A 24,907-nucleotide genomic window follows, 5' to 3' on the forward strand; every position below is an offset into this window, starting at 1 on the left:
CCTGATCGGACGACGAACGCGATGGATTACAAGCTTACGCAGAAGAGCCAGGAGGCGCTCTCGGGTGCCGTACGCCGCGCGGCGGCCGACGGGCACCCCGAAGTCCTCCCCGCACACCTGCTCGTCACGCTGCTCGCCCAGACCGGCGGCACCGCCGTACCGCTGCTCGAGGCGGTCGGCGCCGACGTGCGCAAGGTGCGCAGCGAGGCCGAGCGCATGCTCGACGCCCTCCCCCGGGCCAAGGGCGCCACGGTGAGCGCGCCGAGCAGCTCGCGCCAGCTCCTCGCCGTGATCAACACCGCGGCGGCCCGCGCCCAGCGGCTCGAGGACGAGTACGTCTCCACCGAGCACCTCATGGTCGGCCTCGCCACCGACGGCGGCCCGGTGGCCGACCTGCTCCGCTCGCAGGGCGCCACCCCCGAGGCGCTGCTCGACGCCTTCGAGAAGATCCGCGGGCACGCCCGCGTCACCAGCGAGAACCCCGAGGACACCTACCGGGCGCTGGAGAAGTACGGCGTCGACCTCACCGAGCGGGCCCGCGCGGGCAAGCTCGACCCGGTGATCGGCCGGGACACCGAGATCCGCCGCGTGGTGCAGGTGCTGTCCCGGCGCACCAAGAACAACCCGGTGCTCATCGGCGAGCCCGGCGTCGGCAAGACCGCCGTGGTGGAGGGCCTCGCCCAGCGCATCGTCGCCGGGGACGTGCCCGAGTCGCTGAAGGGCAAGCGGCTGGTCGCGCTCGACCTGAGCGCGATGGTGGCCGGCGCCAAGTACCGCGGCGAGTTCGAGGAGCGGCTCAAGGCCGTGCTCAACGAGATCAAGCAGAGCGACGGCCAGATCGTCACGTTCATCGACGAGCTGCACACCATGGTCGGGGCCGGCGCCGCCGAGGGCGCGATGGACGCCGGCAACATGCTCAAGCCGATGCTCGCCCGCGGCGAGCTGCGCATGATCGGCGCGACCACCCTCGACGAGTACCGCGAGCACATCGAGAAGGACCCGGCGCTGGAGCGCCGCTTCCAGCAGGTGTACGTCGGCGAGCCGTCGGTCGAGGACACCATCGCCATCCTGCGCGGCCTCAAGGGCCGCTACGAGGCCCACCACCAGGTGCAGATCTCCGACAGCGCCCTGGTCGCCGCCGCGACGCTCTCCGACCGCTACATCACCGCGCGGTTCCTCCCGGACAAGGCGATCGACCTCGTCGACGAGGCCGCCTCCCGGCTGCGCATGGAGATCGACTCCCGCCCGGTGGAGATCGACGAGCTGCAGCGCACCGTGGACCGGCTCAAGATGGAGGAGCTCGCGCTCGCCAAGGAGACCGACGAGGCGAGCCGGCAGCGGCTGGAGAAGCTCCGCGAGGAGCTCGCCAACCGGCAGGAGGAGCTGTCCGCCCTGGTGGCCCGCTGGGAGCGGGAGAAGGCCGGGCTCAACCGCGTCGGCGAGCTGAAGAAGAAGCTCGACGAGCTCCGCTCCGCCGCCGAGCGCGCGCAGCGCGACGGCGACTTCGAGGAGGCCTCGCGGCTCATGTACGGCGAGATCCCGGCCCTGGAGAAGGAGCTCGCCGAGGCGTCCGCGGCGGCCGAGGCGGCCGAGTCCGAGCCCATGGTCAAGGAGGAGGTCGGCCCCGACGACATCGCCGACGTGGTCTCCTCGTGGACCGGCATCCCGGCCGGGCGGCTGCTCGAGGGCGAGAGCGCCAAGCTGCTGCGCATGGAGGAGGAGCTCGGCAAGCGCATCATCGGCCAGAAGGAGGCCGTGCAGGCCGTCTCCGACGCGGTACGGCGGGCCCGGGCGGGCATCGCCGACCCCGACCGCCCCACCGGCTCGTTCCTGTTCCTCGGCCCCACCGGCGTGGGCAAGACCGAGCTGGCCAAGGCGCTCGCGGAGTTCCTGTTCGACGACGAGCGGGCGATGATCCGCATCGACATGAGCGAGTACGGCGAGAAGCACAGCGTGGCCCGGCTCGTCGGCGCCCCGCCCGGCTACGTCGGCTACGAGGAGGGCGGCCAGCTCACCGAGGCGGTGCGCCGCCGGCCGTACACCGTGGTGCTGCTCGACGAGGTGGAGAAGGCCCACCCGGAGGTCTTCGACATCCTGCTCCAGGTCCTCGACGACGGCCGGCTCACCGACGGGCAGGGCCGTACCGTGGACTTCCGCAACACGATCCTCATCCTCACCTCGAACCTGGGCTCGCAGTACCTGGTCGACCCCAAGCTCGACGGCGAGGCGAAGCGGGACGCGGTGCTCGCCACGGTGCGCTCGGCGTTCAAGCCGGAGTTCATCAACCGGCTCGACGACGTGATCGTGTTCGACGCGCTCGGCTCGGAGGAGCTGTCGAAGATCGTCGACCTGCAGGTGGCGCGGCTGGCCCGCAGGCTCGCCGACCGGCGGCTGCGGCTCACCGTCACCCCGGCGGCCCGCGACTGGCTCGCGCTCACCGGCTACGACCCGCTGTACGGCGCGCGCCCGCTGCGCCGGCTGGTGCAGACCGCGATCGGTGACCAGCTCGCCAAGGAGCTGCTCGCGGGCAACGTCCGCGACGGCGACGAGGTGGTGGTCGACCTCGACACCGAGCGCGACACGCTGACGATCCGCGCGGTCCCGGAGCCGGTCAACTGATCTCCGGCGATTGGCAAGGTCTGTTCCACCGTTTGTTCAACCGGCAACCGCCCCCGACGGGCGCTGATAGCGTCCTGCGACTGTCAGATGACGTCACGTAATCAGGGGGCGGAATGTCGAAGAACGCCTGGAGCACCGGGTACCGGTTCGTCGCGGTGGCCGCGCTCGCGGTCGGCGCGAGCAGCGCGGTGACGGGTACGGCCGCCGCGAACGACGGTGCCACGGCGCACACCGGCTGCCCGTCGGCGGTCGCGACGGGGGCAACGGGCTGCCACAAGGCCGCTGAGACGAAGTCGGAGAAGAGGCGGCCGGGCTACGGCCGCGCCTGGGCGAACCGGCCGAACCAGGAGTGGGTGCGGCGGCTCGACGCGTCCGTCATCCTCCGGCAGCTGCGCCGCAACAGCGGGCTGCCGATGACCGACCAGGCCGGCCTCGCCGCGAGCCGCGGGGTCGGCAACCCGATTCCGCTGCGCGTCGACCCGAGGCTCGCGCGGCTGCCGGGCACGCCGTCGTCCGGCACGCTCGCCGCGGCGCCGAGCCTCCCGAACGACGCGCACGAGCTGATCGTCAGCGGCAGCCTCACCGAGCGGACGCCCAGGACGGTCAACAAGACGGAGGTCACGGCGGTCGTGCGCGACCTGCCGAACACGGTCGACTCGGCCACGAACACCAAGCTCGGCGACCTGCTCCGCGTCGGCGACGACAGCGGGCTGCTGAACCCGGCCGCGTCGATGATCACCGGCCGCTGACCGACCCAGGTCCACCCTTCCCACCCGGCCGCACATCGGCCCCTCCGGCCCTGACCCGCAATCCCCGGGCCGGGCGAGGCGCGATCGGCCGGGAACCACGGCCGGCCAGGTCCTGACCCCGTGCGAGGGCCTGGCCGGTCGTGCGCGTTCCCCGGCGTACGCGCCGCCGCGGCGGTCGCCCCGCTCAGCTGTGCGTCACGTCGAGGAGCGCGTCGAGCTCGTCCTCGGGCAGGCCGAGATCGACGCGGATCCGGTAGCGGGCGCGGAGCAGGGCGTCCCGGACCCCGCTGTTCTCCGGGCAGGTCCGCACCCCCTCGGTCGCCCACTCCAGGGCCCCCTGCAGATCCCCGTAGGCCGCCAGCGTCTCGGCGACGCTGAGCGAGGTCAGCGGGTCGACGGGCCGGTCGGCCCGGATCGCCTCGATGACCTCACGGGCCTCGTCGGGCCGGTCGAGCTCGAAGAGCGTGTCCGCGATGCCCGCACGCGGGTCGACGCTGACCTCTCCCCCGTCGTCGAGGGCCCGCTGGTACCGGTCGAGCGCCATCGCCGGCTGCCCGGCCTGCCGCCACTCCTCCGCCGCGAGCAGGAAGATCGCCGCCCGGGAGACCTCACCGGATTCGTACGCGTACGCGAGGAAGTCCAGGCGCCGCGCGAGCATGTCGTGATCGTCGGAGAGCAGAGCCTGTTCGAGAAGTCGATCAAGGTGCTCACGTGTCACATGCGCCACGCCACCGAGCGTACCCAGCGAGGGTGTGATTTGCTCACACATTCCTCCGACTGACACGCAACGCGCATGACCGCCGGTGCGGCCGGTCGAGACGAGGTACGGCCGGCCGCACCGGCGGCCCGTGACGGCGGTGTGGAACGGCGGATGCGCGGACCCTGGCCCGCCCGGCCGCGGGCGTCAGGCCGAGGCCCGCAGCCGCCGGTCGAGACAGTCGCGCACGATCTGCTTCGCCTCGGCGATGATCGCGGCGTCGCCCTGCCGATCACGCCGGAAGGCGAGCTTGAGCACCGCGTCCGCCGCCTCCGCGGCCACCAGCATCGCCCGGTCGAGCTCCTCGCTGTCGGCGACGCCGTAGTCGGCGAGCAGCAGGGCGCGCAACCGGCCGACGACCACCGCGGCCGCGTCGGCCACCGAGTCGAGCGTGTGCAGGTCGGCCACGTCGACGAGGTGGAGCGAGCGGAACCCGGGCACGGTCCGGTGCATGTCCACGTACTCGTCGATGATCGCGTCGATCGCCTCCCAGACCGTGGCGAACTCCTCGACCATGAAGCGGCGGCCGACCCTGGTGACGAACCGCTCGGCGTTCCGGGCGGTGAGCGCCTTGCTGATGGCGCGCTTGTCGGGAAAGAACTGGTACAGCGAGCCGATGGCGACACCGGCGCGTTGCGCGATACGCGTGGTGGACAGCGCCTCGTAGCCGACCTCGTCCAGCAGCTCGGCGCAGGCGTCGAGCATGCGCTCGACCCGCCGGGCACTGCGCCGCTGACTGGGCCGGCGTCGAAGCGGTGCGATCGCGATGCGGTCGAGTTCGTCGATCGTCGGGCTGGGCATTCCTCCATCTTGCCCGCCCGCCCTCCGCCGGTCAGGCGATTGCTCAGAGTTTCCGGTTAATTGCTATCCGGAATCAAGCCGCACACCTGTCCGCAACGCCGCCACCCCTCCGACCCCTCGAGCGCCCGCGCCCGCGACGGCGGGCCGGGCAAACGCCGGGCCCCGCCCGCTGCTCGGACGGGGCCCCTCGACACCGCGGTTCAGGCGCCGATTCTGCCGCTCTTCAGGCTGCTGACGAACGCACCCCACTCGGCCCGGCTGAACGCCAGGACCGCGCCGAGGGGATTCTTGCCGTCACGGATACCCACGCGGCCGTCTGCCAGAAGAGCCACTTCCACGCAGTTGCCGTTGGTACTCCGTACGCTCTTCCGCCAGACCGCCCCGGTGAGATCGATAGGCGACATCGGCGACCTCCACCCCAAAGACGACATAACCCATCATCAGGATGGAGGTGATTTTCGGGACACACAAGTGTGATACGCGGATCTACCGGATTATTTTTCCGCCTTCAACCCGCCGATGAAGGCCCGCCAGTCACCCGGCGTGAACAGGAGGACCGCCCCGTCCCGATTTTTGCTGTCCCGCACCCCTATGCGGCCGTCTCCTAAACGTGCGACCTCGACGCAGTTACCGTTGGAACTCCTGCTGCTCTTGGTCCACACCACGTCGTGCAGATCTATCCGCTTCATTTCTTTCCCAAATATCAATTCCAGATCCGCGTACCACCACCCGGTTGATCATTTCCACCGGTCCAGGTGCTCACGGATGCACTGTCGAGATGATTCTTCGTCCATGGCCAGCTCAAGCAGGTGATCAAACGCCCGTTCGTAGGCGTATACCTGCTCCGTGTCCTCGATATATCGTGCGCCGAAAAACTCCTCCAGATATACGACATCCGGGAAGTCCGGAAACTTGAGATGCAGGAACGGCCCCGTGGGCATGGGAGGCGGAGTGTCCTGCGCCAAAATGCGCATCTCGATGTGATCGGATTCGGAGACCTCCACCAGGTGCGCAAGCTGCTCCCGCATCACGGAGGCATCGCCGAACTGCCGGCGGAGCACCGACTCCTCGAACACCGCGTAGAACTTCACGGGATTGGAGTCGAACAACAGGATCCGCTGTCGTTCCATGCGCACCGCGACCCGGCCCTCAAGCCAGCGGTGGGGCACCTGCACGACGGGCTGGAAATGCGACAACAGCGCCCGCGCGTAGGGCTCTGTCTGCAGCAGCCCCGGCACCACCTGGGTTTCCCAGTTCCGGATCTCGGTCGCTTCTAGCTCAAGGCCCAGCAGAGGGATGACGTCCGGGGGCAGTGCCTCGCGGTACTCCTCCCACCACCCCTTCTGGGCCGCATCCCTCCTGAGACTGAGCAGCTCTTCCCGTGTGGCGCGGTCCGCGCCGTACAGGTCGAGCAGCGCCTCGACGTCGCTGATGGATGGCAGCGTCTTGGCGTTCTCGATCCGGCTCACCTTCGCGGTGGACCACCCCAGCCTGCTGGACGCGTCCTCGCCGATCATGCCGGCGCGTTCGCGGAGCCGACGGAGTTCCCGCCCCAGCCGGCGATGACGCAGGGTGGGGCTGCCACGCTCAGGCATCTTGGCCTACCCCCTCCAGGGAGTAGCAGTGGAGTGGCGCCAGGCACCTGCCTCTTGGGCCACCGGGTGCGACGTATAGTAGCGCAGTCTGCAACTTACACTGGTACGTACAGAGCAATGACACGGGAATCTTTCCTCTCGTTTGCGGACTAGGTTACGCCGACTCTTGCGTCGAAACTATTCCTGAGAGAGTATCCAAGTACGGGGAAGATTCCGACGAAGCGGGGAGGCCGCCAATGATCATGTGGCAAAACGCCTCTCAAGCCTCCCCCGCCACACCGGCAACACGACGACATCCGGATCCATCGGCGGCCCGTTGCCCGAGGCTTTCCACGCCACCTCACCAAAGGGGACGAATCACAACAAACGAGCACATTTCGCCATGTGAAGGCGCGACGAACGGACCGCTACACAACAGTGCCGGGCCGGCAGCCGCGAACTGCCGACCCGGCTACCACGAAAGCTCCTGCGTACAAAGCCACGGAAAGGAGTCGTGGTCCTCATGTCCCACGGTACCGCCAGGCCTGTGGCAGGCAAGACCCTGAAGGCCAGGATCCGCGGATCCCTTGACCGGGCCGACCGTTCCCTCTGCATCGACCAGGACTGGTGGGCGCACCGGCTGGGCTGGCAGGTCAGCCGGACCGGCTTCGGAGCGCGCCGCTACCGCGACCCCCGGTTCGACCTGCTCCGTCACATCAGAGGAGAGGTGGACGGCGGCGTCCGGGCCTGACCCGCGGCGCCGCGCCCCACCCTGGATGTCCACGCTCCGCCACGCCGACCGGCCAAGGCGGTGCGGCCATGCGATCGACGGTCGAGCGCGTCCTCGCGGCACCGGAACCGCCGACCACCTGCCGCTCGGTGCCCCTACCGATCCCCGTTTCCTAACACGGATGACCGGCACCGCCGTCCCTGATCATCACCGTTCGTCCGGCCGCCGACGGATGAGCCGACGAGACGAGCCCGCGTCGAGCACCATGGCCATCGGGTCGTACGCCCGCTCGCAGGCATACCGCCAAGGATCCACGGCGTCATGCGCAGTGAGAAACCCCATGGATAGACGCCGTCCGGAAATCCGGAAACGTGAGATGCGCGAAAGGATCCGCATCTGTCTGCCACATCATGCGGGCCCGCGCCCTGCCGCATGGCGATTCGCATAGGGTGCGGTCGACCCACCGCTTGCTCGCCGTAACGGCGTGACACATGCCGTGACCGGGGTGGCCCGAAAGGATCCATGGGTTCTCGGACGCATTCGCCGAATGATCACGGCCACGCTCCTCGGGCTCGAGCAAGTGGCCCAATGCCCGGCCGACCAGGCATCGCGGCGCGCTCCTCACACGACCCTCATCTCCTACACGGCTGGTGCGCCATGGTGCTCGCGTCGTTCCCTCCCTGCCGGAGCCGAACGGCTCGAGCCGCCCGCCCTTGCCGCAGGGACCGACACCGTGGCGGCGAACCACCCCACCGGAGAGAGCGCGCCTCACGGCTCAGGCCGAGGTGACCGCGTGGCCGACCGGTCTCGGACACACCGCAGGGACGGTTCCTCCCACTCGGACCTGCAAGGTCGGGTGCAAGTTGCACCGGTAGCTGCACGGCAAGGACACGGGAATCTTTCCCATCGTTTGCAATCTACCTTACGCCGACCCTTGCGCTGAAAACTTTCATCGGCGACCATCGGAATTACGAAGCCAGGTTTCGGAAGTAAGGAGGCAACGGCGAAGAATCGGTAATTCGTAACTCCCGTTTCTCTGGCCACATCGGGCAACGAAAGTCAGCGGCATCCATCCCCAACGACGACACCCGATTTTCCGGATGCCCCCACCGAGAAGGGAGGTACCCCGCGACGATAAGAGGCCCCTCGACCTGCGAAAAGGCCACGGACACCCCATACATGAAAGTGCCGGGCCGGCAGCCGCGAACTGCCGACCCGGCTACCACGAAAGCTCCTGCGTACGAAGCCACGGAAAGGAGTCGTGGTCCTCTTGTCCCAAGGTACCGCTGGACCGACGCCTGGCAAGAGTCTGAAGGCCCGGATCCGCGAACTTCTTGACCGGGTGGACCGTTCCCTCTGCATCGACCAGGACTGGTGGGCCTACCGGCTGGGCTGGGAGGTCAGCCGGACCGGCTTCGGGGCGCGCCGCTACCGCGACCCCCGGTTCGACGCCCTCCGCCTGGCCCGAGGGGAGGTGGACGGCGGTGTCCGGGCCTGACCCGCGGCGCCGCGTCCCCCACCCCCTGATGGAGCACGTCCCGCCACACCGGACGGCCCTGCCCGTCCGGCTGTGGCGGTGGCGTACCGAGATCCTCCTGCCGGCGGGTTTCGGGACGCTCTTCCAGCTGGTCTCCGCTGCGGCGCAGCACGGCGCGAGGTGGCTTCCCTACCTCGTCGCCGGGGCGATCCTCGCCCTCGTCGTCGCCCGGCCCAGCCGCGACTGGCTCCAGCTGCGGTTCTGGTGCGTGTACGTCCGGCATCGCCTGTACCGGCTCTTCGCCGAGCTGCGGCTGTACACGCGCAAGGGACGCGTGCCGCTCGTACTGTGGGTCACTCCCACCCGGCGGGGCGAGAAGGCGCTCCTCCTGTGCCGTGCGGGGCACTCGGGGGAGGCGATGGCCGAGCGCGCCGCCGAGTTCCGCGCGGCCTGTAAGGCGAGGGAGGTGCGCTTCGCCCGGCACGCGCGGCGTCCGGACCTCGTGTTGATCGAGCTGATCCGGCGCGACCCGCTGCCGGGTGACCGCAACCCCGGCCTGGAGGCCGCCTTCGGCCACGAGTGGATCCCGATCGCTCCCGAGCCCGACCAGACGCCGGTGCTCGACCGATCGCGCGGCTGATCCACTCGGCCGATTCCCGGCCCGGGAGGTGTCCGCCTTCCGGGCCGTCCCCCTTCCCACGACGCTCCCCTCGCTGTTCTTCGCCCGTGTTCTTCCGCTGTGTCCGGGTACGTCCCCCGGAGGGATCCAAAGGGGGGCGAGAGATGTCGGAGGCGGTCAAACCAGGTCGGGGGCGGCTCCGCGCGTCGCTGGAACGCATCATGCCCGCCATCAACCTTCCGGACCGGCTGGAGCGGACCACCACCATGGACGGGCCGATCCAGCAGCTCACCCGGCTCATCCGCGGCAGGCTCCGCCAGGGCAGGTTGCGCGATCTGCTCCACGGGGTGCCGATCGGTCATCCCCTGCACCCGCTGCTCGCCACCGGCACCCTGGGCTGCTTCGTCGGCGTCGGGGTGCTCGACGCGACCGACGGCGATCCGCGGGACGCGCGCGTCCTGCTCGGTGCGGGCATCGCGGGGACGATCCCCACCGCCGCGGCCGGCATCGCCGACTGGTCGATGCTCCATCGCGAGCAGCAGCGGGTGGGGCTGGTGCACGCCGCCGCCAACATCGCCGCGCTCGGGCTCTACACCGGCTCACTGGTGTTGCGGCTCGCCGGGTACGAGCGGGCCGGGCGCATGCTCGGGTACGCCGGCCTCGGCGCGCTGGGGCTCGGCGGCTACCTGGGCGGCCACATGTCGTACCGCCAGGCGGCGGGCGCGAACCACGCCGAGTCGGTCACCCACCTGGTGCCCCTCGGCTGGCACGACCTGTGCCGCCTTCCCGACCTGCCGGAGGGACGCCCGGTGACCCGCCGCCTCGGCTACATCGACCTGTTCGTGCTCCGGCACAGCGGCGGGGTGAGCGTGCTCGCGGACCGCTGCGCCCATCTCGCCGGTCCGCTGCACCAGGGCAACGTCGTGATCGAGGGGGGCGAGCGGTGCGTCTCCTGCCCCTGGCACGGCAGCACCTTCCGGCTGTCGAACGGGTCGGTGGTGCACGGCCCGGCGACGGCCCCGCAGCCCGCGTTCGAGACCCGCATCCGCCCCGACGGGCTCGTCCAGGTCAAGCCCATCCACCTGTGACCGCGGTACGGCGGGCACGAAGCCGGGCCGCCGTGCGCGGTGCGGCTACTCCTGCTCCTCGCCTCTGGCTCGGCCGTCGCCCGCGGGATGCTCGACGAGGGCGAGCACCCGGTTGGCCATGAAGCGGGCGGTGCGGACCACGCCACCGCCCCTGGTCACCTCGCTCACCTCAACGATGCCGCGACCGGTGGTCACCTCGACGCGGCGACCGGCCTTGGTGGCGACGACCTCGTAGGTACGCGGGGTGCCGCCGGCGTCAATGACGATCTCTACCCGATCACCCTTCACAAAGGGTCACATACCCCGCACTTGGTACGGCCTAGCCGTACACCAGTTTGACTATCGCGGCGACCCCGATGCAGACGATGACCGCGCGGAGCGCGGTGGCGGGGAGCCTGCGGCCGATGCGCGCGCCGAGGAACCCGCCCAGCGACGAGCCGAGCGCGATCATCAGCACCGCCGTCCAGTCGACGTCGGCGAGCACGATGAACAGCACCGCGGCCACCGCGTTCACCAGCAGGGCCATCACGTTCTTCGCCGCGTTGAGCCGCTGCAGGTCGTCGTTGAGCATGATGCCGAGCAGGGCGATGAGGATGACGCCCTGGGCCGCGCCGAAGTAGCCGCCGTACACGCCGGTGCCGAGCACGCCGAGCCAGAGCAGGAGGCCGCCGTGCCGGTCGGCATCGCGCCGCCAGGTGTTGAGCCACCGGTTGATCCGCGGCTGCAGCACGACGAGGACGCAGGCGATGGCGATCAGCACCGGCACGATCACCTGGAACGCCTCCTCGGGCAGGCGCAGCAACAGCAGGCTGCCCACGACCGCGCCGATGAACGAGGCGCTGCCGAGCCGCACCAGCCGGTCCCGCTGGCCCTTCAGCTCGGCCCGGTAGCCCAGCGCCCCGGCGACGCCGCCGGGCACGAGGCCGACGTTGTTGGAGACGTTCGCGACCACGGGCGGATACCCGAGCGCCAGCAGGGTCGGGAAGGTGATCAGCGAGCCGGAGCCCACGATCGTGTTGATGCCGCCCGCTCCCACCCCGGCCGCAAAGATCGCGGCCGCTTCCCACGGCGTCACGACTCTCCCCCCTACCTGGTACGCCAGGTAAGCGTACGAGGCGCCGTTCCGCCGCCTTATGGGAGGGTCCCCTGCTCAGGTATCCCGAACCCGCAGGAGCGGGCGGCCCTCGTGGTACGGCAGCGCCCACGGGCGGCCTTCGGCGCGCGCTCGGCCCTCGCGTACGGGGCCGGCCCGCAGGCGCTCGGCCCGGCACCCCCGCCCACCGCCGCGACAGCGGGCCGGCCGTCGGCTCGGCGCCCGAGGGTCACCTTCTCGGCTGCACAAGCGCACGTACGTGCTCAGCGCGGCGCAGGCGCACCGCACGCCGGCCGGCGCCGTGCCGTACCGGCGGTCCGTCGGCTACGCCGCCCGCGCGTACCAGCGGCCGTTGGTGTCCCGCTCCAGCTTCAGCGGGAGGCCGAACGTCTGGGAGAGGTTGTCCGCGGTCAGCACGTGCTCGATCGGCCCCTGGGCGACCACCGACCCGTTCCGCAGCAGCAGCGCGTGGGTGAAGCCGTTCGGGATCTCCTCCACGTGGTGGGTGACGAGCACCATCGTGGGGGCCCGCGGGTCGTCGGCGAGCGCGCCCAGCCGCTGCACGAGGTCCTCCCGGCCGCCGAGGTCGAGCCCGGCGGCGGGCTCGTCGAGCAGCAGCAGCTCCGGGTCCGGCATGAGCGCGCGGGCGATCTGCACCCGCTTGCGCTCACCCTCCGACAGCGTGCCGAACCGGCGCCGGATCAGGTGCGCGCAGCCGAGCTGGTCGATCAGCTCGACCGCGCGGGTGACGTCGTGGGAGTCGTACTCCTCGTTCCACCGCCCGAGGATCGCGTACGAGGCGGTGAGCACGAGGTCGATCACCTTCTCGTCCGGCGGGATGCGCTCGGCGAGCGCGGCGCTCGCCAGCCCGATGCGCGGCCGCAGCTCGAACACGTTCGTCCGGCCGAGCTGCTCGCCGAGCAGCTCCACCACGCCCTCCGACGGGTAGAGCAGCGCCGCGGCCACCTGCAGCAGGGTGGTCTTGCCCGCGCCGTTCGGGCCGATGACGACCCACCGCTCGTCCTCGTGAACGGTCCAGTCGATGCCTCGCAGCAAAGCCGCGCCGTCCCGGCGAACGGCGACGTCCTGTAGGCGCAGCACCTGACCGCCCATCCGCGATCCCCTCTCCGTGTCGAATCCGGCGTCTGCGTTCGCCAGTGAATCTCGCCCGCCTTGTGAGCAGGTGGCTCCAACCTATCGTTGCGGTGACGCGTATCGTTGACCGGTGCGCCATTCACCGGTGTCGGCGACGCTGGTCGCCTGGGGGAACGCCTGGCTCGGCGGGCACGTGGGCCTCGACGAGGCCGTCGACCGCGTCGAGCGGGCGGGTGGGCCGCAGCTGGTGGCCGCCGTGGACGTTTCGCCCGGCACCGAGCCCCGGTACGGCACGGCGCCCGCCGCCGGCGCGGCCGCGCAGGCCGCCGAGGTCCCGCTGCGCGCCTTCCTCGCCGATCTCCGGCCGCAGGGCCTGGGGGCCTTCCGCCTCGCGCTGCCGGTGCCCGGCGACCCGCTGGGCCTCACCGGACCGAGGGAGTTCAACGCGCTCGCCATCGACGCCGGGGAGGCGGTGATCGCCGAACTGCCCGGCAGGTGCGTCGGCCTCGTCCCCGCCCGCGACGTGCGTGGCTCGTCCTACGTCGGCACCCGGTGGACCGCCATGCCCGCCGCCACCGCCGTACCGGACCTGCCGGGCCTCGGGGAGGCCGAGCGGGAGCTGCGGGATGCGATGCGCGCCGCGACCGAGGCGCTGGCCGCGGTGCACGGGCCCTCGCCGGACCGGCCCGCGCTCGAGGCGGGGGAAGGCCTCGCCCCCGGCTACCCGCCGCGGGCGCACCGGCTCGCCGCCCTGTGCGGCCTGCTCACCGCCGTGCTCGGCGCCGCCGACGACCGGGGCCTCACCGCGGCCCAGATCGCCACCCGGCGCGCGGTGCTGCGCGACCTCGACCGCGCGGTACGGCGGGCCTGGATCGCCGCCCACCACGCCGTCCGCCGCTGAACGTTTCACCCTCCGCCGCGGGCCGGCCGGGGCGGGCATCGGCGGGGCGCGCCCGCCGCCGCGGCCGGCCGTACCCGGTCGCGGTGAACCGCGCGTGACGCCGCAATGTGAATTCGGACAACGGCGAGTATCACCGCCCAAGTCAGGTCTAATCGCCCCCGGTTTTCGGTCGCGAGCGGGTGCCCTGACGCGCGAGCACGAATCCCGGGCAAGTACCTTTGATGGTGGTCACCGACTCGACCGCGTTTCCGACACAATCCCATGACGCCGGCCGGGCCGTACGGTCCGCCGGTGCCCGGATGGCCGAAGGAAGCCCTCAAGGAAGCCTCGCCGAATGAATCAGCGCACCCTGTTGATCACGTTGACCGGTCCGGACCGTCCCGGGGTGACCTCCCGGCTGTTCTCCGTCCTGGCCGACTTCCCGGTCACGGTCGCCGACATCGAGCAGGTGGTGATTCGCGGCAGGCTCACGCTGGGAGTGCTCGTCGCCTACGCGGGCGGCCCGCCCACCGGGACCGGCCGCACGATCGGCGCGCTGTGGACCGCGCTGGAGCAGGTCGCCGAGGACCTCGGCATGGAGATCGAGCTGTCCACCGGCACCCAGATCAAGGAGAAGCGGCGGCGCGGCAGACTGCACGTCACCGTGCTCGGCATGCCGCTGCAGCCGGCCGCGATCGCCGGGATCGCCGGGCGCATCGCGGCGGCGGGCGCGAACATCGACCGGATCGAGCGCCTCGCGCACGACCCGGTCACCTGCATCGAGATGAGCGTGTCCGGCGCGCACCCGCAGGCGCTGCGCGCCGCGCTCGCCACCGAGGCCGCGCTCCAGCAGGTCGACGTGGCCGTGGAGCGGGCCGGCCTGCACCGCCGCGCCAAGCGGCTCATCGTCATGGACGTCGACTCCACGCTCATCCAGGCCGAGGTGATCGAGCTGCTCGCCCGGCACGCCGGCGTGGAGCAGGAGGTGGCGAAGGTCACCGAGGCGGCGATGCGCGGCGAGCAGGACTTCGCCACCTCGCTGCGGGAGCGGGTGGCGCTGCTCGAAGGGCTGCCCGAGGAGGTGTTCGAGCAGGTCCGCAAGGAGGTCGTGCTCACCCCGGGCGCGCGCACGCTGGTGCGCACGCTCAAGCGCCTCGACTACCGGTTCGCCCTGGTGAGCGGGGGCTTCACCCAGATCACCGACCACCTCGCGGCGGAGCTCGGCATCGACTACTGCGCGGCCAACACGCTCGAGGTGAAGGACGGGCGGCTCACCGGCCGCCTGGTCGGCGAGATCATCGACCGGCCGGGCAAGGCCCGGGCGCTGGTCCGGTTCGCCGAGCAGGCCGGGGTGCCGCTCAGCCAGACGATCGCGATCGGCGACGGGGCGAACGACCTCGACATGCTCGCCGCGGCCGGCATGGGCATCGCCTTCAACGCCAAGCCCATCGTGCGCAAGGCGGCCGACACCGCGGTGAACGTGCCGTACCTGGACGCGATCCTCTACCTGCTCGGCATCTCCCGCGAGGAGGTCGAGGCCGCCGACGCCGAGGACGCCGCGCTGAAGGCGAGCTGACCCGGGCCGTCGCCGCGGGTCACCGCGGGCCGGTGACCAGGCCGCCCTTCGGGGTCCAGCGGGCCACGGTACGGCCGTCGCCCGGCCACAGGCGCTCCCACGGGGCCTCGGTCTCGACGACCGCGAAGGCGCAGGTGGGGAACCCGGGGTCGGCCTCGGCCGGGGTCGCGGTGAGGCTGAGGAACAGCTCGAGGAAGCCGGGGTTGTGGCCGACGATCAGCAGGGTGGCCACGTCGGGGTCGGTGCGCTGCACCACGGCGAGCAGGTCCTTCGGGGACGCGAGGTACATCTCGCGCTCGTGGTAGACGGGTGCCTCGGGCGCGAGCGCGGCGAGGGCGAGCTCGGCGGTACGCCGGGTGCGCTGCGCCGGTGAGCAGAGCACCAGGTCGGGGACGAGCCCCAGCTCGCCGAGCACCTGCCCGGCGCGGCGGGCGTCGTGCTCGCCCCGGTCGGTGAGCACCCGGTCGATGTCCGCCTTGCCGGGGACCTTCTCGGCCTTGGCGTGGCGCAGGATGATCAGTTTCCGCATCGGCATCCGTTCCGCGGTGATCGTCGGGACCGGTGCCCAGGATAGGCGGGCCGGGTACGGCCGGGCGGCGGGCGGCGACCGCCGGAACCGTACGGCCGCCGCGCGGACACGGGTACGGCCGCCGCCCCGGGCCGGGACGGCGGCCGTACCGAAAGACGGGTTCACCCGCCGGGCGGAGCGATCGCCCGCGACCGGCGACGCGCCGTGATCAGCGCGCGACCGGCTCGGCCGTGCGCTCCTCGACGCCCTCGGCCGGGGCGATGTTCGACGAGCGCCGCTTCGCCACGACGATCGCGGCGACCACGATGAGCACGGCGACGACGGCGATGCCGATGCGGAGCGCGACGTTGTCCGCCCAGATCACCACCGCCGGGGCGATCAGCAGCGCGACCAGGTTCATCACCTTGATCAGCGGGTTGATCGCGGGGCCCGCGGTGTCCTTGAACGGGTCGCCGACGGTGTCGCCGATGACCGTGGCGGCGTGGGCCTCGGAGCCCTTGCCGCCGTGGTGGCCGTCCTCGACGAGCTTCTTGGCGTTGTCCCAGGCGCCACCGGAGTTGGCGAGGAACACCGCCATGAGCGTGCCGGCCGCGATCGCGCCCGCGAGGAACGCGCCGAGCGGGGCGTAGCCGAGGGCGAAGCCGACGGCGATCGGGGTCATCACGGCGAGCAGGCCGGGCGTGGCGAGCTCACGCAGCGAGTCGCGGGTGCAGATGTCGACCACGCGGCCGTACTCCGGCTTCTCGGTGCCGTCCATGATGCCGGGCCTGGTGCGGAACTGCTCCCGAACCTCGATCACGACACGGCCGGCCGCACGGCCCACCGCCTTGATCGCGAGACCGGAGAAGAGGAACACCACCGACGCGCCGATGACGAGGCCGACGAGCACGTCCGGGGCGTCGACGGAGAGGCTGAACACCTCCGAGCCGGGCAGCTCGCCCTCGACCGCGGTGCGGAACGATCCGAACAGCGCGGTCGCGGCGAGCACCGCGGTGGCGATCGCGATGCCCTTGGTGATCGCCTTGGTGGTGTTGCCGACCGCGTCGAGCGAGGTGAGGATCTGCGCGGCCTTGCCGTCCACGTCGCCGGACATCTCGGCGATGCCCTGGGCGTTGTCGGAGACCGGGCCGAAGGTGTCCATGGACACGATCACGCCGACGGTGGTGAGCAGGCCGGTGCCGGCGAGCGCGACCGCGAACAGCGCCACGGTGACGTTCCCGAAGCCGAGCAGGAACGCGGCGTAGACGGCGGCGCCGATGAGCAGCGCGGAGTAGACCGCCGACTCCAGGCCGACCGAGATGCCGGAGAGGATGACGGTCGCCGGGCCGGTACGGGAGCTCTCGCCGATCTCCTTGACCGGACGGCGGTGCGTCTCGGTGAAGTAGCCGGTGAGCATCTGGATGGCGGCGGCGAGCACCAGGCCGATCAGCACGGCGCCGACCGCGATGAGACGCGGGTCGTGGGTGAGCGCCCGGATCTCCTCGTTGGTGGTGGACAGCTCGGCGAACGAGCTCGGCAGGTAGGCGAAGGCGGCCACGGCCACCAGCACCGCGGAGACCACCGCGGAGAGGAAGAAGCCGCGGTTGATCGCGGTCATGCCGGAGCGGTCGCCGCTGCGGGGCGCGGTGGCGAAGATGCCGAGGATCGCGGTGAGCACACCGATCATCGGGACGATGAGCGGGAACACCAGGCCCTCGGTACCGAACGCGGCCTTGCCCAGGATGAGGCTGGCGACCAGGGTGACGGCGTACGACTCGAACAGGTCGGCCGCCATACCGGCGCAGTCACCGACGTTGTCGCCCACGTTGTCGGCGATCGTCGCGGCGTTGCGCGGGTCGTCCTCCGGGATGCCCTGCTCGACCTTGCCGACCAGGTCGGCGCCGACGTCGGCGGCCTTGGTGAAGATGCCGCCGCCGACTCGCATGAACATCGCGAGCAGCGCCGCGCCGAAGCCGAAGCCCTCGAGCACGGTGGGGGCGTCACCCCGGTAGAGGAGCACCACGATCGCGGCGCCGAGCAGGCCAAGGCCCACGGTGAACATGCCGGCCACACCGCCGGTGCGGAACGCGATCCGCATGGCCGCCCGCTCGGGGTCGGCACCGCCCTCGGTGCCACGTGCGGCGGCGGCCACCCGCAGGTTGCCGCGCACGGCGAGCCACATGCCCATGAACCCGGTCAGCGCCGAAAACGCCGCTCCCACCACGAAGAAGATCGACCGGCCGATCTGCACGCTGGTCGACTCGGCGGGAAGCAGCAACAGAACGAAGGGAATGACTACGACGAAGATGAGAAGTGTCCGGAACTGACGCGCCAGGTACGCGCCTGCTCCCTCCTGTACGGCTCGCGCGATGTTCTGCATGCGCTCGGTGCCCTGCCCTGCGGCCAGTACCTCGCGTACCAGACCGCCGGCCACGGCGAGAGCGATGAGAGCCACCGCGGCCACCACGATCACGATCGTGAGATGGCCACCGCTCAGGGCGACCGCTGCGTCATCGACAGCGGCCAGGTAAGGCCCAGACATCCGTCCTCCTCGGCCAGACGGGTTGCTTGTGCCCGGGGCGCGCCCTGTCTAACCGAAGTGCGGCCTGCTTGGGCGCACCCGGGGCGATTGGCAGTGCCGCTTCCGGTTGCGCCCGTAGACCTCCCGCAGTGCGTGCGTGAGCGCTCCACGGGACAAAACCTTGGCCGGTGCCGGGAGTCTACGCAGGGGCGCAAGAGGATATGAAGCCCCGGGGGGGTATCCAGGCACAGGCGAGATCGATCAGTGACCTGATCTTTACATGACGAGGAAGGAAGTCTGACTGGAGGCGGGGAGTTTTCCCGACCTTCCCCTCAAATACTGACCCAAACTATACGCGATTCCGGGACCGCCTCCGACACGCTCCCCGGGCTTCGGTACGGCCCGGCGGCGCCGGCGCGCCCGCGGACCGTCCGGCCGGTCGCCTCGGCGGCCGGTTCACGTCGCCGGCCTGCGCGGACGTTCCCCTGCCCGGCCGGGCGCCCGCCGGCGCCCCACGGCGGCGGGACCGGCCGGAGGATGGCTGGAAGTACGGAAGGCACCTGATTTCGGCGCCTGTGCCCTGCGGCCGGGCATGTCCGAAACCCGGCCCGAGTGGGCCCGCCCGGCGCCGCGAACCGCGCGGCGTCAGGCAGGCCGCGGACTCCGTCGGGTCCGAGCCCGGCGGAGTCACGGCGGGCGGCCGTCAGGCCGAGGAGGGCAGGCCGCTCACGGCCGGCCAGCTCATCTTGACGCGCACGCCCTTCGCGCTCGGGATGACCTCGACGTCGTCGGCGAGTCCGGCGATGACCGCCAGGCCGAATCCCGACATGTCGGGAAGCAGGCCGGCGAGCTCGTGCCCGTTCGCCGTCGTCGTCTCCGGTCCTGCGGCGGCCCCGGCGAGGTCGGCGTTCTCGCTCGGCGCGACGTCGATGACCGTGACCTCGAACCGCCCCGAGTCGTCACACAGCTCGATGCGGATGGGCTCGTCCGGGCAGTGGAGCCGGTGAGCCTCCACCGCCCGGGAGCACGCCTCTCCCACAGCGAGCCGTACCTCGTCCAGCAGGTCCTCGGACACCCCGGCGCGACGCGCAACCGCGGTCGCGATGAGCCGGGCCGTGCGCACGTGCGCTGGGAGGGCGCTGAACGTCAGCTCGACGGTGGCCATGTCTACTTGTCTCGGCCGTGGGCTTCCTTGGCCTCCTCCACCGAGGAGTAGATGCCGAAGACCTTGGTGAGTCCGGTGATCCGGAAGATCTTCAGAATGCGCTCCTGGGTGCAGACGAGCTCCAGGGACCCGTCGTGCGCGCGCACGCGCTTGAGCCCGCCGACCAGGACGCCGAGCCCGGTCGAGTCGAGGAAGTCCACCTTCTCCATGTTCACGAGGAGGTGGAAGTTACCCTTGTTGACCAGGTCGATGAGAAGCTCACGCAGCCTCGGCGCCGTGTACACATCGATCTCACCCTCGACCTCGACGATGGTGAGCCGACCCTCGGTGCGATGGTCCAACTTCAGATCCACAGATCCTCCAGCGCCTTGCCTGCAGAATGATCCTCACGGGCCCGCCGCCCGCAGACCCATTGTCTCCGGTGGCACGACCCCGACGCGCGGCATTCAACCACGCTCCGCCTCCGTGTCTATACGAAATCACGACTCCGGGCGACTCTCCCCACAGATGCCAAACTGGAAACCAGTGACTTCGAATCCCTCACCTTCGCAGCACGTCGGCGCCCTGCTGACCCGGCTGCTCGCCGTGCCGTCCCGTCGGGGGCGGCTCACTCATGTGGAGCATGTTCCAGCACGTCAGGCGGGTCAAGCCAGATGGCCGGACTGGATCCCGGAAACGCTCGCCGACCGCCTGCGCAACCAGGGCGTCGAGGGCCTGTGGGAACATCAGCTCGAGGCCGCGGAGCACGTGCGCCGAGGCCGAAACGTGATCATAGCCACGGGGACTGCGTCCGGTAAATCCTTGGCCTACCTGGTCCCGGCGGTATCGGAGATCTTCGACGGGCGCACCGTGCTCTACCTCGCGCCGACCAAGGCCCTCGCCGCCGACCAGCTGCGCACCCTGCGCGGCCTGCGCCTCGCCCGGGTGAAGGCGGCGACCTACGACGGCGACACGCCGTTCGAGGAACGCGCCTGGATCCGGCAGTACGCGAACTACGTCCTGACGAATCCGGACATGCTGCACCGGTCGATGCTGCCGCGACACGCCCAGTGGGCGACGTTCTGGCGGCGGCTCGGCCTGGTGGTCATCGACGAGTGCCACGGCTACCGCGGCGTCTTCGGCTCGCACGTGGCCCAGATCCTGCGCCGCCTTAGGCGGGTCTGCGCCAAGTACGGCTCCCGCCCGGTGTTCCTGCTCGCCTCGGCGACCGCGAGCGACCCCGGCACGGCCGCGATGCGGCTCACCGGCCTGGAGGCGGCCGAGGTGACCAACGACGCCTCGCCCCGGGGCGCGACCACGTTCGCGCTCTGGGAGCCGCCGCTGACGGACCTGCGCGGGGAGAAGGGGGCGCCGGTCCGGCGCACGGCGACCGCCGAGACCGCCGACCTGCTGACCGACCTCGTGATCGAGGGGGTGCGCACGCTCGCCTTCGTGCGCAGCCGCCGGGCGGCCGAGACGGTGGCGATGACCGCCCGCAGGCACCTGGAGGAGGTGTCACCGGAGCTGCCCGCCCGGGTGGCCGCCTACCGGGCCGGCTACCTCGCCGAGGACCGCCGGGCGCTGGAGAAGGCGCTGCGGGAGGGCGAGGTGACGGGCCTCGCCACCACGAACGCCCTCGAGCTGGGCGTGGACATCTCCGGCCTGGACGCGGTGCTCATCGCAGGCTGGCCGGGCACCCGCGCCTCGCTGTGGCAGCAGGCGGGCCGCGCGGGCCGCGCCGGCCAGGACGCGCTCGCCGTGCTCATCGCCCGCGACGACCCGCTCGACACGTACCTGGTGCACCACCCCGAGGCGCTGTTCGGCCGGCCGGTGGAGGCGATCGTCCTCGACCCCGACAACCCCTACGTCCTCGCGCCGCACCTGTGCGCGGCCGCGGCCGAGATCCCGCTCACCGAGGCCGACGTACCGATCTTCGGCCCGTCCGCCCCCGAGGTCCTCGACGACCTGGTCCGGCGCGGCCTGCTGCGCAGGCGGCCCACCGGCTGGTACTGGGCCCGCCGCGAACGGGCCTGCGACCTCGCCGACATCCGCGGCTCCGGCGGCCCTCCGGTCCACGTGGTGGAGGGCTCGACCGGCCGCCTGCTCGGCACCGTCGACGAGCCCTCCGCGCACACCACCGTGCACGAGGGCGCGGTATACCTGCACCAGGGCGACACCTACCTCGTCGAGACGCTCGACCTCGACTCCGGCGTGGCCCTCGTCGAGGCCGCCGACCCCGACTACTCCACGTTCGCCCGCGACGTCACCGACATCATGATCGTCGAGTCGCTGCGCTCCACCCCCTTCGGCCCGGGCGAGCTCCACTTCGGCACGGTCGAGGTGACCCGCCAGGTGGTCTCCTTCCTCAAGCGCGGCCAGACCGGCGAGATCCTCGGCGAGGAGCCCCTGGACCTGCCGCCCCGCACCCTGCGCACCCGGGCGGTCTGGTGGACACTCCCGGACAACGCCCTGGCCCGCCTGCCCGAGGGCGACCGCGCCGACCTGGGCGGCGCGGCCCACGCCGCCGAGCACGCCTCGATCGGCCTGCTCCCCCTCTTCGCCACCTGCGATCGCTGGGACATCGGCGGCGTCTCCACCGAACGCCACCCCGACACCGGCCTGCTCACCGTGTTCGTCTACGACGGCCACGCCGGCGGCGCGGGCTTCGCCGAACGCGGCTACACCCGCGCCCGCGAATGGCTCGAGGCCACCCGCGAGGCGATCGCCTCATGCGAATGCGAACAGGGCTGCCCTTCCTGCATCCAGTCCCCCAAATGCGGCAACGGCAACGAACCCCTCAACAAACACGCCGCCATCCGCCTCCTGGACATCCTTCTGTCCCCCTGACCCGCGGACCGCCCTTCGTACCGGGACCGGCCCCGCTGCCGCCGTTGCCCGCGGCCATGGTCGGCCCGCCGCCCGTCGTGGCCCCGCGCGGGCCGACCAGGGTTGGGTGGCCGGGCACCGCTCCGGCGAACGCGACAAGCACCCGGCGAAACCGCCCAGGCCCTGCTCGCCGTTGGTGAAGTAGCGGACGCCGCGGCCGAGCACGGGCACGCCGACCCAGCCGACGAGCAGCACCACCGGGCGAGCACAAGCCGGCGAATCCCGGGGAATGCCTCGGCGCCGCGGGTGTCGGCCCGCACCGGCTCATCGTGGGGCGTCCCGGCCTGCACCGCCGGGGGACGAGAACCGCTGCCGCTGATCAGCGACGGTTACCCCAGGACAGGCGCGTCGGCACCGGAACCATGTCGCGGGCCCGGATGGCCGCCGCAGTCACACGCACCTAAGTCCTCCGGTCCGGCGGTCACCTCCTCCGACGAGCGCTACCGCTATTCCCCATGCCATCCCGGTCCGGCCGGGTTGCGAGACCGAACGCCGGTTACTGGTTTCCCGCGCGCTATAACCCGGTTCCTCCTTCTCCTCGTGCGGTGTGCCATACGGCACGCCCTGCATCGCGTGCCGACCTCGGTAGGGCCGACCGACTCGCCGGTAGGCCGTCGCCGTCTCTGCGGCAAGGAAGGACCGGTGATTTCGAACTCGCGACCTCGACTCGCTCAGATCGGTTCCTTGCAGATCGGTTCCATGGCCAGGTGATCGTCCCGACCCCCGTGGCGCTCCTGGGGACCGCGAAAGCGGGCAAGGCACCCTCACGACCACCGCCACCGTCCTGCCGCCAATCCCGCGAGCCTGTGCGCCCTATCCGCCAATCGATCGCCTTTCGGCCGATCACCTTCCTCCGGCCTGCCCCATCGGCGGTCCGTGTCTTTCTCGGTTCGCCCGCTCCTGCCCCGGAGCCACCGAAGCCGATCACGAGTGGTTCTGCCGGAACGCCCGCCCGGTGTTCGCTTTGGAGAGCGGTCCGGAACGTCCCCGTTCGTCGGCACAACTCACGGTGCCGCCCGGTGGTCCGCCGGTCCGGCTCGGGCCCGGGCGTTCACCGTATGAAGTCCCAGCAAAGGCAGTCGCACCTCCGCCGCCACGATGACGTCCGCGGTAGGCCCTACGACCGCACAGCGCTCCAGCCCCGCGCCGTTCGCCGCCGCCACCGCCTCACCCCTCCGGCAGGCCTCCTCGCCCAGCGGTATCGCTCGTGCCGCGACGGCCAGCGCGGTGAGGTCCGCCGCGGCTTGTGCCCGGTGCCGTACCACGCGGGCGCCTGCCACGGTGACGAGGCCCAGCGCGACCGTCCAGAGCACGCCGATCAGGGCTACCGCCCACACGGTCGCGACTCCGGCCTCCCGTGTCCGTCTCCTCTCCGCGCCCCGGCCGACAGGACCCTCCCTGGCAGCCGGGACACGGCATCTTCTGGGGAGCGCGAAGCACTCCCCCAAGACCCGGCGGCAGCGCCCCGGCCATGGAACGCGGGTGCTCGTTCCGGCAGCGCCATCCGGACGTGGCCGCCGCAGGCGCAGGGTAGGTTGCGACGGCATTCGCCGGTCGCTCTGTGACGTTCTCGTCAGAACCACCACCGGTCGTGGATTCGCTCGCAGAGAACGCGGTTGCGAACTTCGTGACGGGCAGAGTCGCTGCCTCCGGTTCGGCGGGACAACCGCCGACTCGCCTCGTTCGATCACGTCACTCTCCCTTCACCGCCTGCCCCGACGCCGTGGCAGGTGAGAGCGGGTGTTGGAGCCGAGCCATCGGGCGAACAGGCGCGGGGATGCCGTGCTCGCAACCAGGCGCCTGCCGCCGGGTTGCCGGTGCGCCGGGTACCGGCGTTGCCGAGCCGGTGGCCGCTGACCACGCCTCCCTGCCGCAGAGGCTCGCGGGGGCGGGATCCCGTTGCCGACACGTCCGAGCGCGATGGTCGGCGCGGAGAGGTCGAGAGCGGCGCCGGCACACCGGCAAGGCGCCCGATGGTTCGTTCACCAGGCCGTATCGGGACGGGGTGAGTCGCTGAAGTCGCCTACGGCGTAGCACCACCTGGTCCGTCACCTCTCTGGGGTCCTTGAGGGTCCGCCCCGGGTGCGACCTCAGGTACGGGGCCGGTGTGTGCCGCATCGGCTCCCTGCCTCTCGCCCACCGGTGGGCCGTCGAGAGCGCCGCCGAAGGTGGATTCGCCAGGAGAGAACGCGGTTGCGGAGACTGTGATGGGTGGCAAAGGCTGCGCCCAATTCGGGCGAACGACAGCCGATACCGCGACCTTGAACATGCCGTTCTCCTGCTCGACGGAGGCATTCGCCTCCGGAGGCGCCACCTTGATCGCCGCTGCCCTGACCGCTTCGAGGGGTTCGCCGCGGGCTGCGGCCCGGGCACCGGCTCGGGCGGCGTCCACGCACGCGAGCTGGGCGGCGGCCACGGTGATCGCCCAGAGCCCTGCCGCAAGGACGAGGACGAGCGCGGGCAGCGCCATCGCGGCCTCGGCCGTGACGGCGCCGCGGTCGCCCGGCTCCGGCCTCATCCGGCGAGCTTGAGCGCTCGGTCGATGAGCCCTGTGAGCATCTCCTGCACCCCGGGACTCGTCACGATCTTGTAGAGAAGGGCGGCGAAGGCGCAGGCGGCGATCGTGCCGACCGCGTACTCCGCCGTGGACATGCCCGCGTCGCCGCGCGTGCGGATCCCGCGGAACGCGGCCTGCGCGCGCCGGATGGCCCACTGAACAGCGCACATGAGACTCCTCCGTTTCCACGCCCGCTCCCTGCTGCGGGCTCTCCAGGGGACAGGGTCGCGTTC

The 24,907-nt window shown here is 71.3% G+C and carries 24 protein-coding genes; 9 read left to right on the top strand and 15 right to left on the bottom strand.

Going from position 1 to position 24,907, the window contains the following annotated elements; genetic code table 11:
• Positions 1-21: 21 nt before the first annotated feature.
• Both clpB and FHX40_RS20555 read left to right on the top strand, forming a co-directional pair.
• The gene (clpB, locus tag FHX40_RS20550; protein WP_142261132.1) at positions 22-2,619 is read left to right on the top strand and encodes an ATP-dependent chaperone ClpB; all 2,598 of its coding nucleotides are present in this window, start codon (positions 22-24) and stop codon (positions 2,617-2,619) included.
• 113 nt (positions 2,620-2,732) lie between these two features.
• The gene (locus FHX40_RS20555) at positions 2,733-3,368 is read left to right on the top strand and encodes a hypothetical protein (protein WP_142261133.1); all 636 of its coding nucleotides are present in this window, start codon (positions 2,733-2,735) and stop codon (positions 3,366-3,368) included.
• A 184-nt stretch (positions 3,369-3,552) separates the two neighbouring features.
• Here the strand turns inward: FHX40_RS20555 and FHX40_RS20560 are convergent, their stop codons facing one another.
• The 5 genes from FHX40_RS20560 to FHX40_RS20580 form a co-directional block, all read right to left on the bottom strand.
• Positions 3,553-4,095, bottom strand: coding sequence for a tetratricopeptide repeat protein (locus FHX40_RS20560; RefSeq protein ID WP_142261134.1), 543 nt, complete (start codon positions 4,093-4,095; stop codon positions 3,553-3,555).
• A gap of 177 nt (positions 4,096-4,272) precedes the next feature.
• Positions 4,273-4,926 (bottom strand): TetR/AcrR family transcriptional regulator, encoded by a 654-nt coding sequence (locus tag FHX40_RS20565; protein WP_229788519.1) that lies wholly within the window; start codon positions 4,924-4,926, stop codon positions 4,273-4,275.
• Positions 4,927-5,126: 200 nt separating this feature from the next.
• Positions 5,127-5,330, bottom strand: coding sequence for a DUF397 domain-containing protein (locus tag FHX40_RS20570; RefSeq protein ID WP_142261135.1), 204 nt, complete (start codon positions 5,328-5,330; stop codon positions 5,127-5,129).
• Between the two features lie 90 nt (positions 5,331-5,420).
• Positions 5,421-5,615 (bottom strand): DUF397 domain-containing protein, encoded by a 195-nt coding sequence (locus tag FHX40_RS20575; protein ID WP_142261136.1) that lies wholly within the window; start codon positions 5,613-5,615, stop codon positions 5,421-5,423.
• A 48-nt stretch (positions 5,616-5,663) separates the two neighbouring features.
• Entirely contained in the window at positions 5,664-6,521 is an 858-nt protein-coding gene (locus FHX40_RS20580; RefSeq protein WP_142261137.1) for a helix-turn-helix domain-containing protein, read from the bottom strand.
• A 526-nt stretch (positions 6,522-7,047) separates the two neighbouring features.
• On the opposite strand from FHX40_RS20580, the gene FHX40_RS20585 reads away from it, so the two are divergent.
• From FHX40_RS20585 to FHX40_RS20595, 4 genes are all read left to right on the top strand, one after another.
• A complete protein-coding gene (locus tag FHX40_RS20585) occupies positions 7,048-7,251 on the top strand; it encodes a hypothetical protein (protein WP_142261138.1) in 204 nt (67 codons plus the stop codon).
• A 1,321-nt stretch (positions 7,252-8,572) separates the two neighbouring features.
• On the top strand, positions 8,573-8,728 hold the full coding sequence (locus tag FHX40_RS25210; protein ID WP_170198903.1) for a hypothetical protein: 156 nt from the start codon (positions 8,573-8,575) through the stop codon (positions 8,726-8,728).
• Positions 8,715-9,347 carry a hypothetical protein gene (locus FHX40_RS20590; RefSeq protein ID WP_142261139.1) on the top strand — a complete coding sequence of 211 codons (633 nt, stop codon included), beginning with the start codon at positions 8,715-8,717 and terminating at the stop codon, positions 9,345-9,347. Before FHX40_RS25210 ends, FHX40_RS20590 begins: the two co-directional genes overlap by 14 nt.
• 200 nt (positions 9,348-9,547) lie before the next feature.
• The gene (locus FHX40_RS20595; RefSeq protein WP_211350342.1) at positions 9,548-10,414 is read left to right on the top strand and encodes a Rieske (2Fe-2S) protein; all 867 of its coding nucleotides are present in this window, start codon (positions 9,548-9,550) and stop codon (positions 10,412-10,414) included.
• 45 nt (positions 10,415-10,459) lie between these two features.
• On the opposite strand, the gene FHX40_RS20600 is transcribed toward FHX40_RS20595, so the two are convergent.
• The 3 genes from FHX40_RS20600 to FHX40_RS20610 form a co-directional block, all read right to left on the bottom strand.
• Positions 10,460-10,702: a hypothetical protein gene (locus tag FHX40_RS20600; RefSeq protein ID WP_142261141.1), complete on the bottom strand. Its 243-nt coding sequence runs from the start codon at positions 10,700-10,702 to the stop codon at positions 10,460-10,462.
• Positions 10,703-10,733: 31 nt separating this feature from the next.
• Complete coding sequence (locus tag FHX40_RS20605) at positions 10,734-11,489, bottom strand: sulfite exporter TauE/SafE family protein (RefSeq protein WP_142261142.1); 756 nt, start codon at positions 11,487-11,489, stop codon at positions 10,734-10,736.
• A 342-nt stretch (positions 11,490-11,831) separates the two neighbouring features.
• Positions 11,832-12,620, bottom strand: a complete 789-nt coding sequence (locus FHX40_RS20610) for an ABC transporter ATP-binding protein (RefSeq protein ID WP_142261143.1) — start codon at positions 12,618-12,620, stop codon at positions 11,832-11,834.
• Between the two features lie 112 nt (positions 12,621-12,732).
• Between FHX40_RS20610 and FHX40_RS20615 the strand changes: the two genes are divergently transcribed.
• Both FHX40_RS20615 and serB read left to right on the top strand, forming a co-directional pair.
• Entirely contained in the window at positions 12,733-13,503 is a 771-nt protein-coding gene (locus FHX40_RS20615) for a hypothetical protein (protein WP_189136173.1), read from the top strand.
• Between the two features lie 334 nt (positions 13,504-13,837).
• Complete coding sequence (serB, locus tag FHX40_RS20620) at positions 13,838-15,058, top strand: phosphoserine phosphatase SerB (protein WP_142261144.1); 1,221 nt, start codon at positions 13,838-13,840, stop codon at positions 15,056-15,058.
• A gap of 19 nt (positions 15,059-15,077) precedes the next feature.
• Here the strand turns inward: serB and FHX40_RS20625 are convergent, their stop codons facing one another.
• From FHX40_RS20625 to FHX40_RS20640, 4 genes are all read right to left on the bottom strand, one after another.
• Positions 15,078-15,587: a SixA phosphatase family protein gene (locus tag FHX40_RS20625; protein WP_229788517.1), complete on the bottom strand. Its 510-nt coding sequence runs from the start codon at positions 15,585-15,587 to the stop codon at positions 15,078-15,080.
• Positions 15,588-15,795: 208 nt separating this feature from the next.
• On the bottom strand, positions 15,796-18,108 hold the full coding sequence (locus FHX40_RS20630) for a sodium-translocating pyrophosphatase (protein WP_142261145.1): 2,313 nt from the start codon (positions 18,106-18,108) through the stop codon (positions 15,796-15,798).
• Positions 18,109-18,790: 682 nt separating this feature from the next.
• The gene (locus FHX40_RS20635) at positions 18,791-19,252 is read right to left on the bottom strand and encodes an ATP-binding protein (RefSeq protein ID WP_142261146.1); all 462 of its coding nucleotides are present in this window, start codon (positions 19,250-19,252) and stop codon (positions 18,791-18,793) included.
• Between the two features lie 2 nt (positions 19,253-19,254).
• Positions 19,255-19,605, bottom strand: coding sequence for an STAS domain-containing protein (locus FHX40_RS20640; RefSeq protein WP_142261147.1), 351 nt, complete (start codon positions 19,603-19,605; stop codon positions 19,255-19,257).
• A 154-nt stretch (positions 19,606-19,759) separates the two neighbouring features.
• Here FHX40_RS20640 and FHX40_RS20645 point away from each other — a divergent pair, with 154 nt between their 5' ends.
• The gene (locus tag FHX40_RS20645; protein WP_142261148.1) at positions 19,760-22,078 is read left to right on the top strand and encodes a DEAD/DEAH box helicase; all 2,319 of its coding nucleotides are present in this window, start codon (positions 19,760-19,762) and stop codon (positions 22,076-22,078) included.
• Between the two features lie 1,043 nt (positions 22,079-23,121).
• Here FHX40_RS20645 and FHX40_RS20650 read toward each other — a convergent pair.
• The 3 genes from FHX40_RS20650 to FHX40_RS20660 form a co-directional block, all read right to left on the bottom strand.
• A complete protein-coding gene (locus FHX40_RS20650; protein WP_142261149.1) occupies positions 23,122-23,664 on the bottom strand; it encodes an Rv3654c family TadE-like protein in 543 nt (180 codons plus the stop codon).
• A 476-nt stretch (positions 23,665-24,140) separates the two neighbouring features.
• Positions 24,141-24,635 (bottom strand): TadE family type IV pilus minor pilin, encoded by a 495-nt coding sequence (locus FHX40_RS26120; protein WP_342353866.1) that lies wholly within the window; start codon positions 24,633-24,635, stop codon positions 24,141-24,143.
• Positions 24,632-24,844 carry a DUF4244 domain-containing protein gene (locus tag FHX40_RS20660; RefSeq protein ID WP_142261150.1) on the bottom strand — a complete coding sequence of 71 codons (213 nt, stop codon included), beginning with the start codon at positions 24,842-24,844 and terminating at the stop codon, positions 24,632-24,634. The genes FHX40_RS26120 and FHX40_RS20660 overlap by 4 nt, the downstream gene beginning before the upstream one ends.
• Positions 24,845-24,907: the final 63 nt, after the last annotated feature.

It is taken from the genome of Thermopolyspora flexuosa (assembly GCF_006716785.1).
Classification (GTDB): Bacteria; Actinomycetota; Actinomycetes; order Streptosporangiales; family Streptosporangiaceae; genus Thermopolyspora; species Thermopolyspora flexuosa.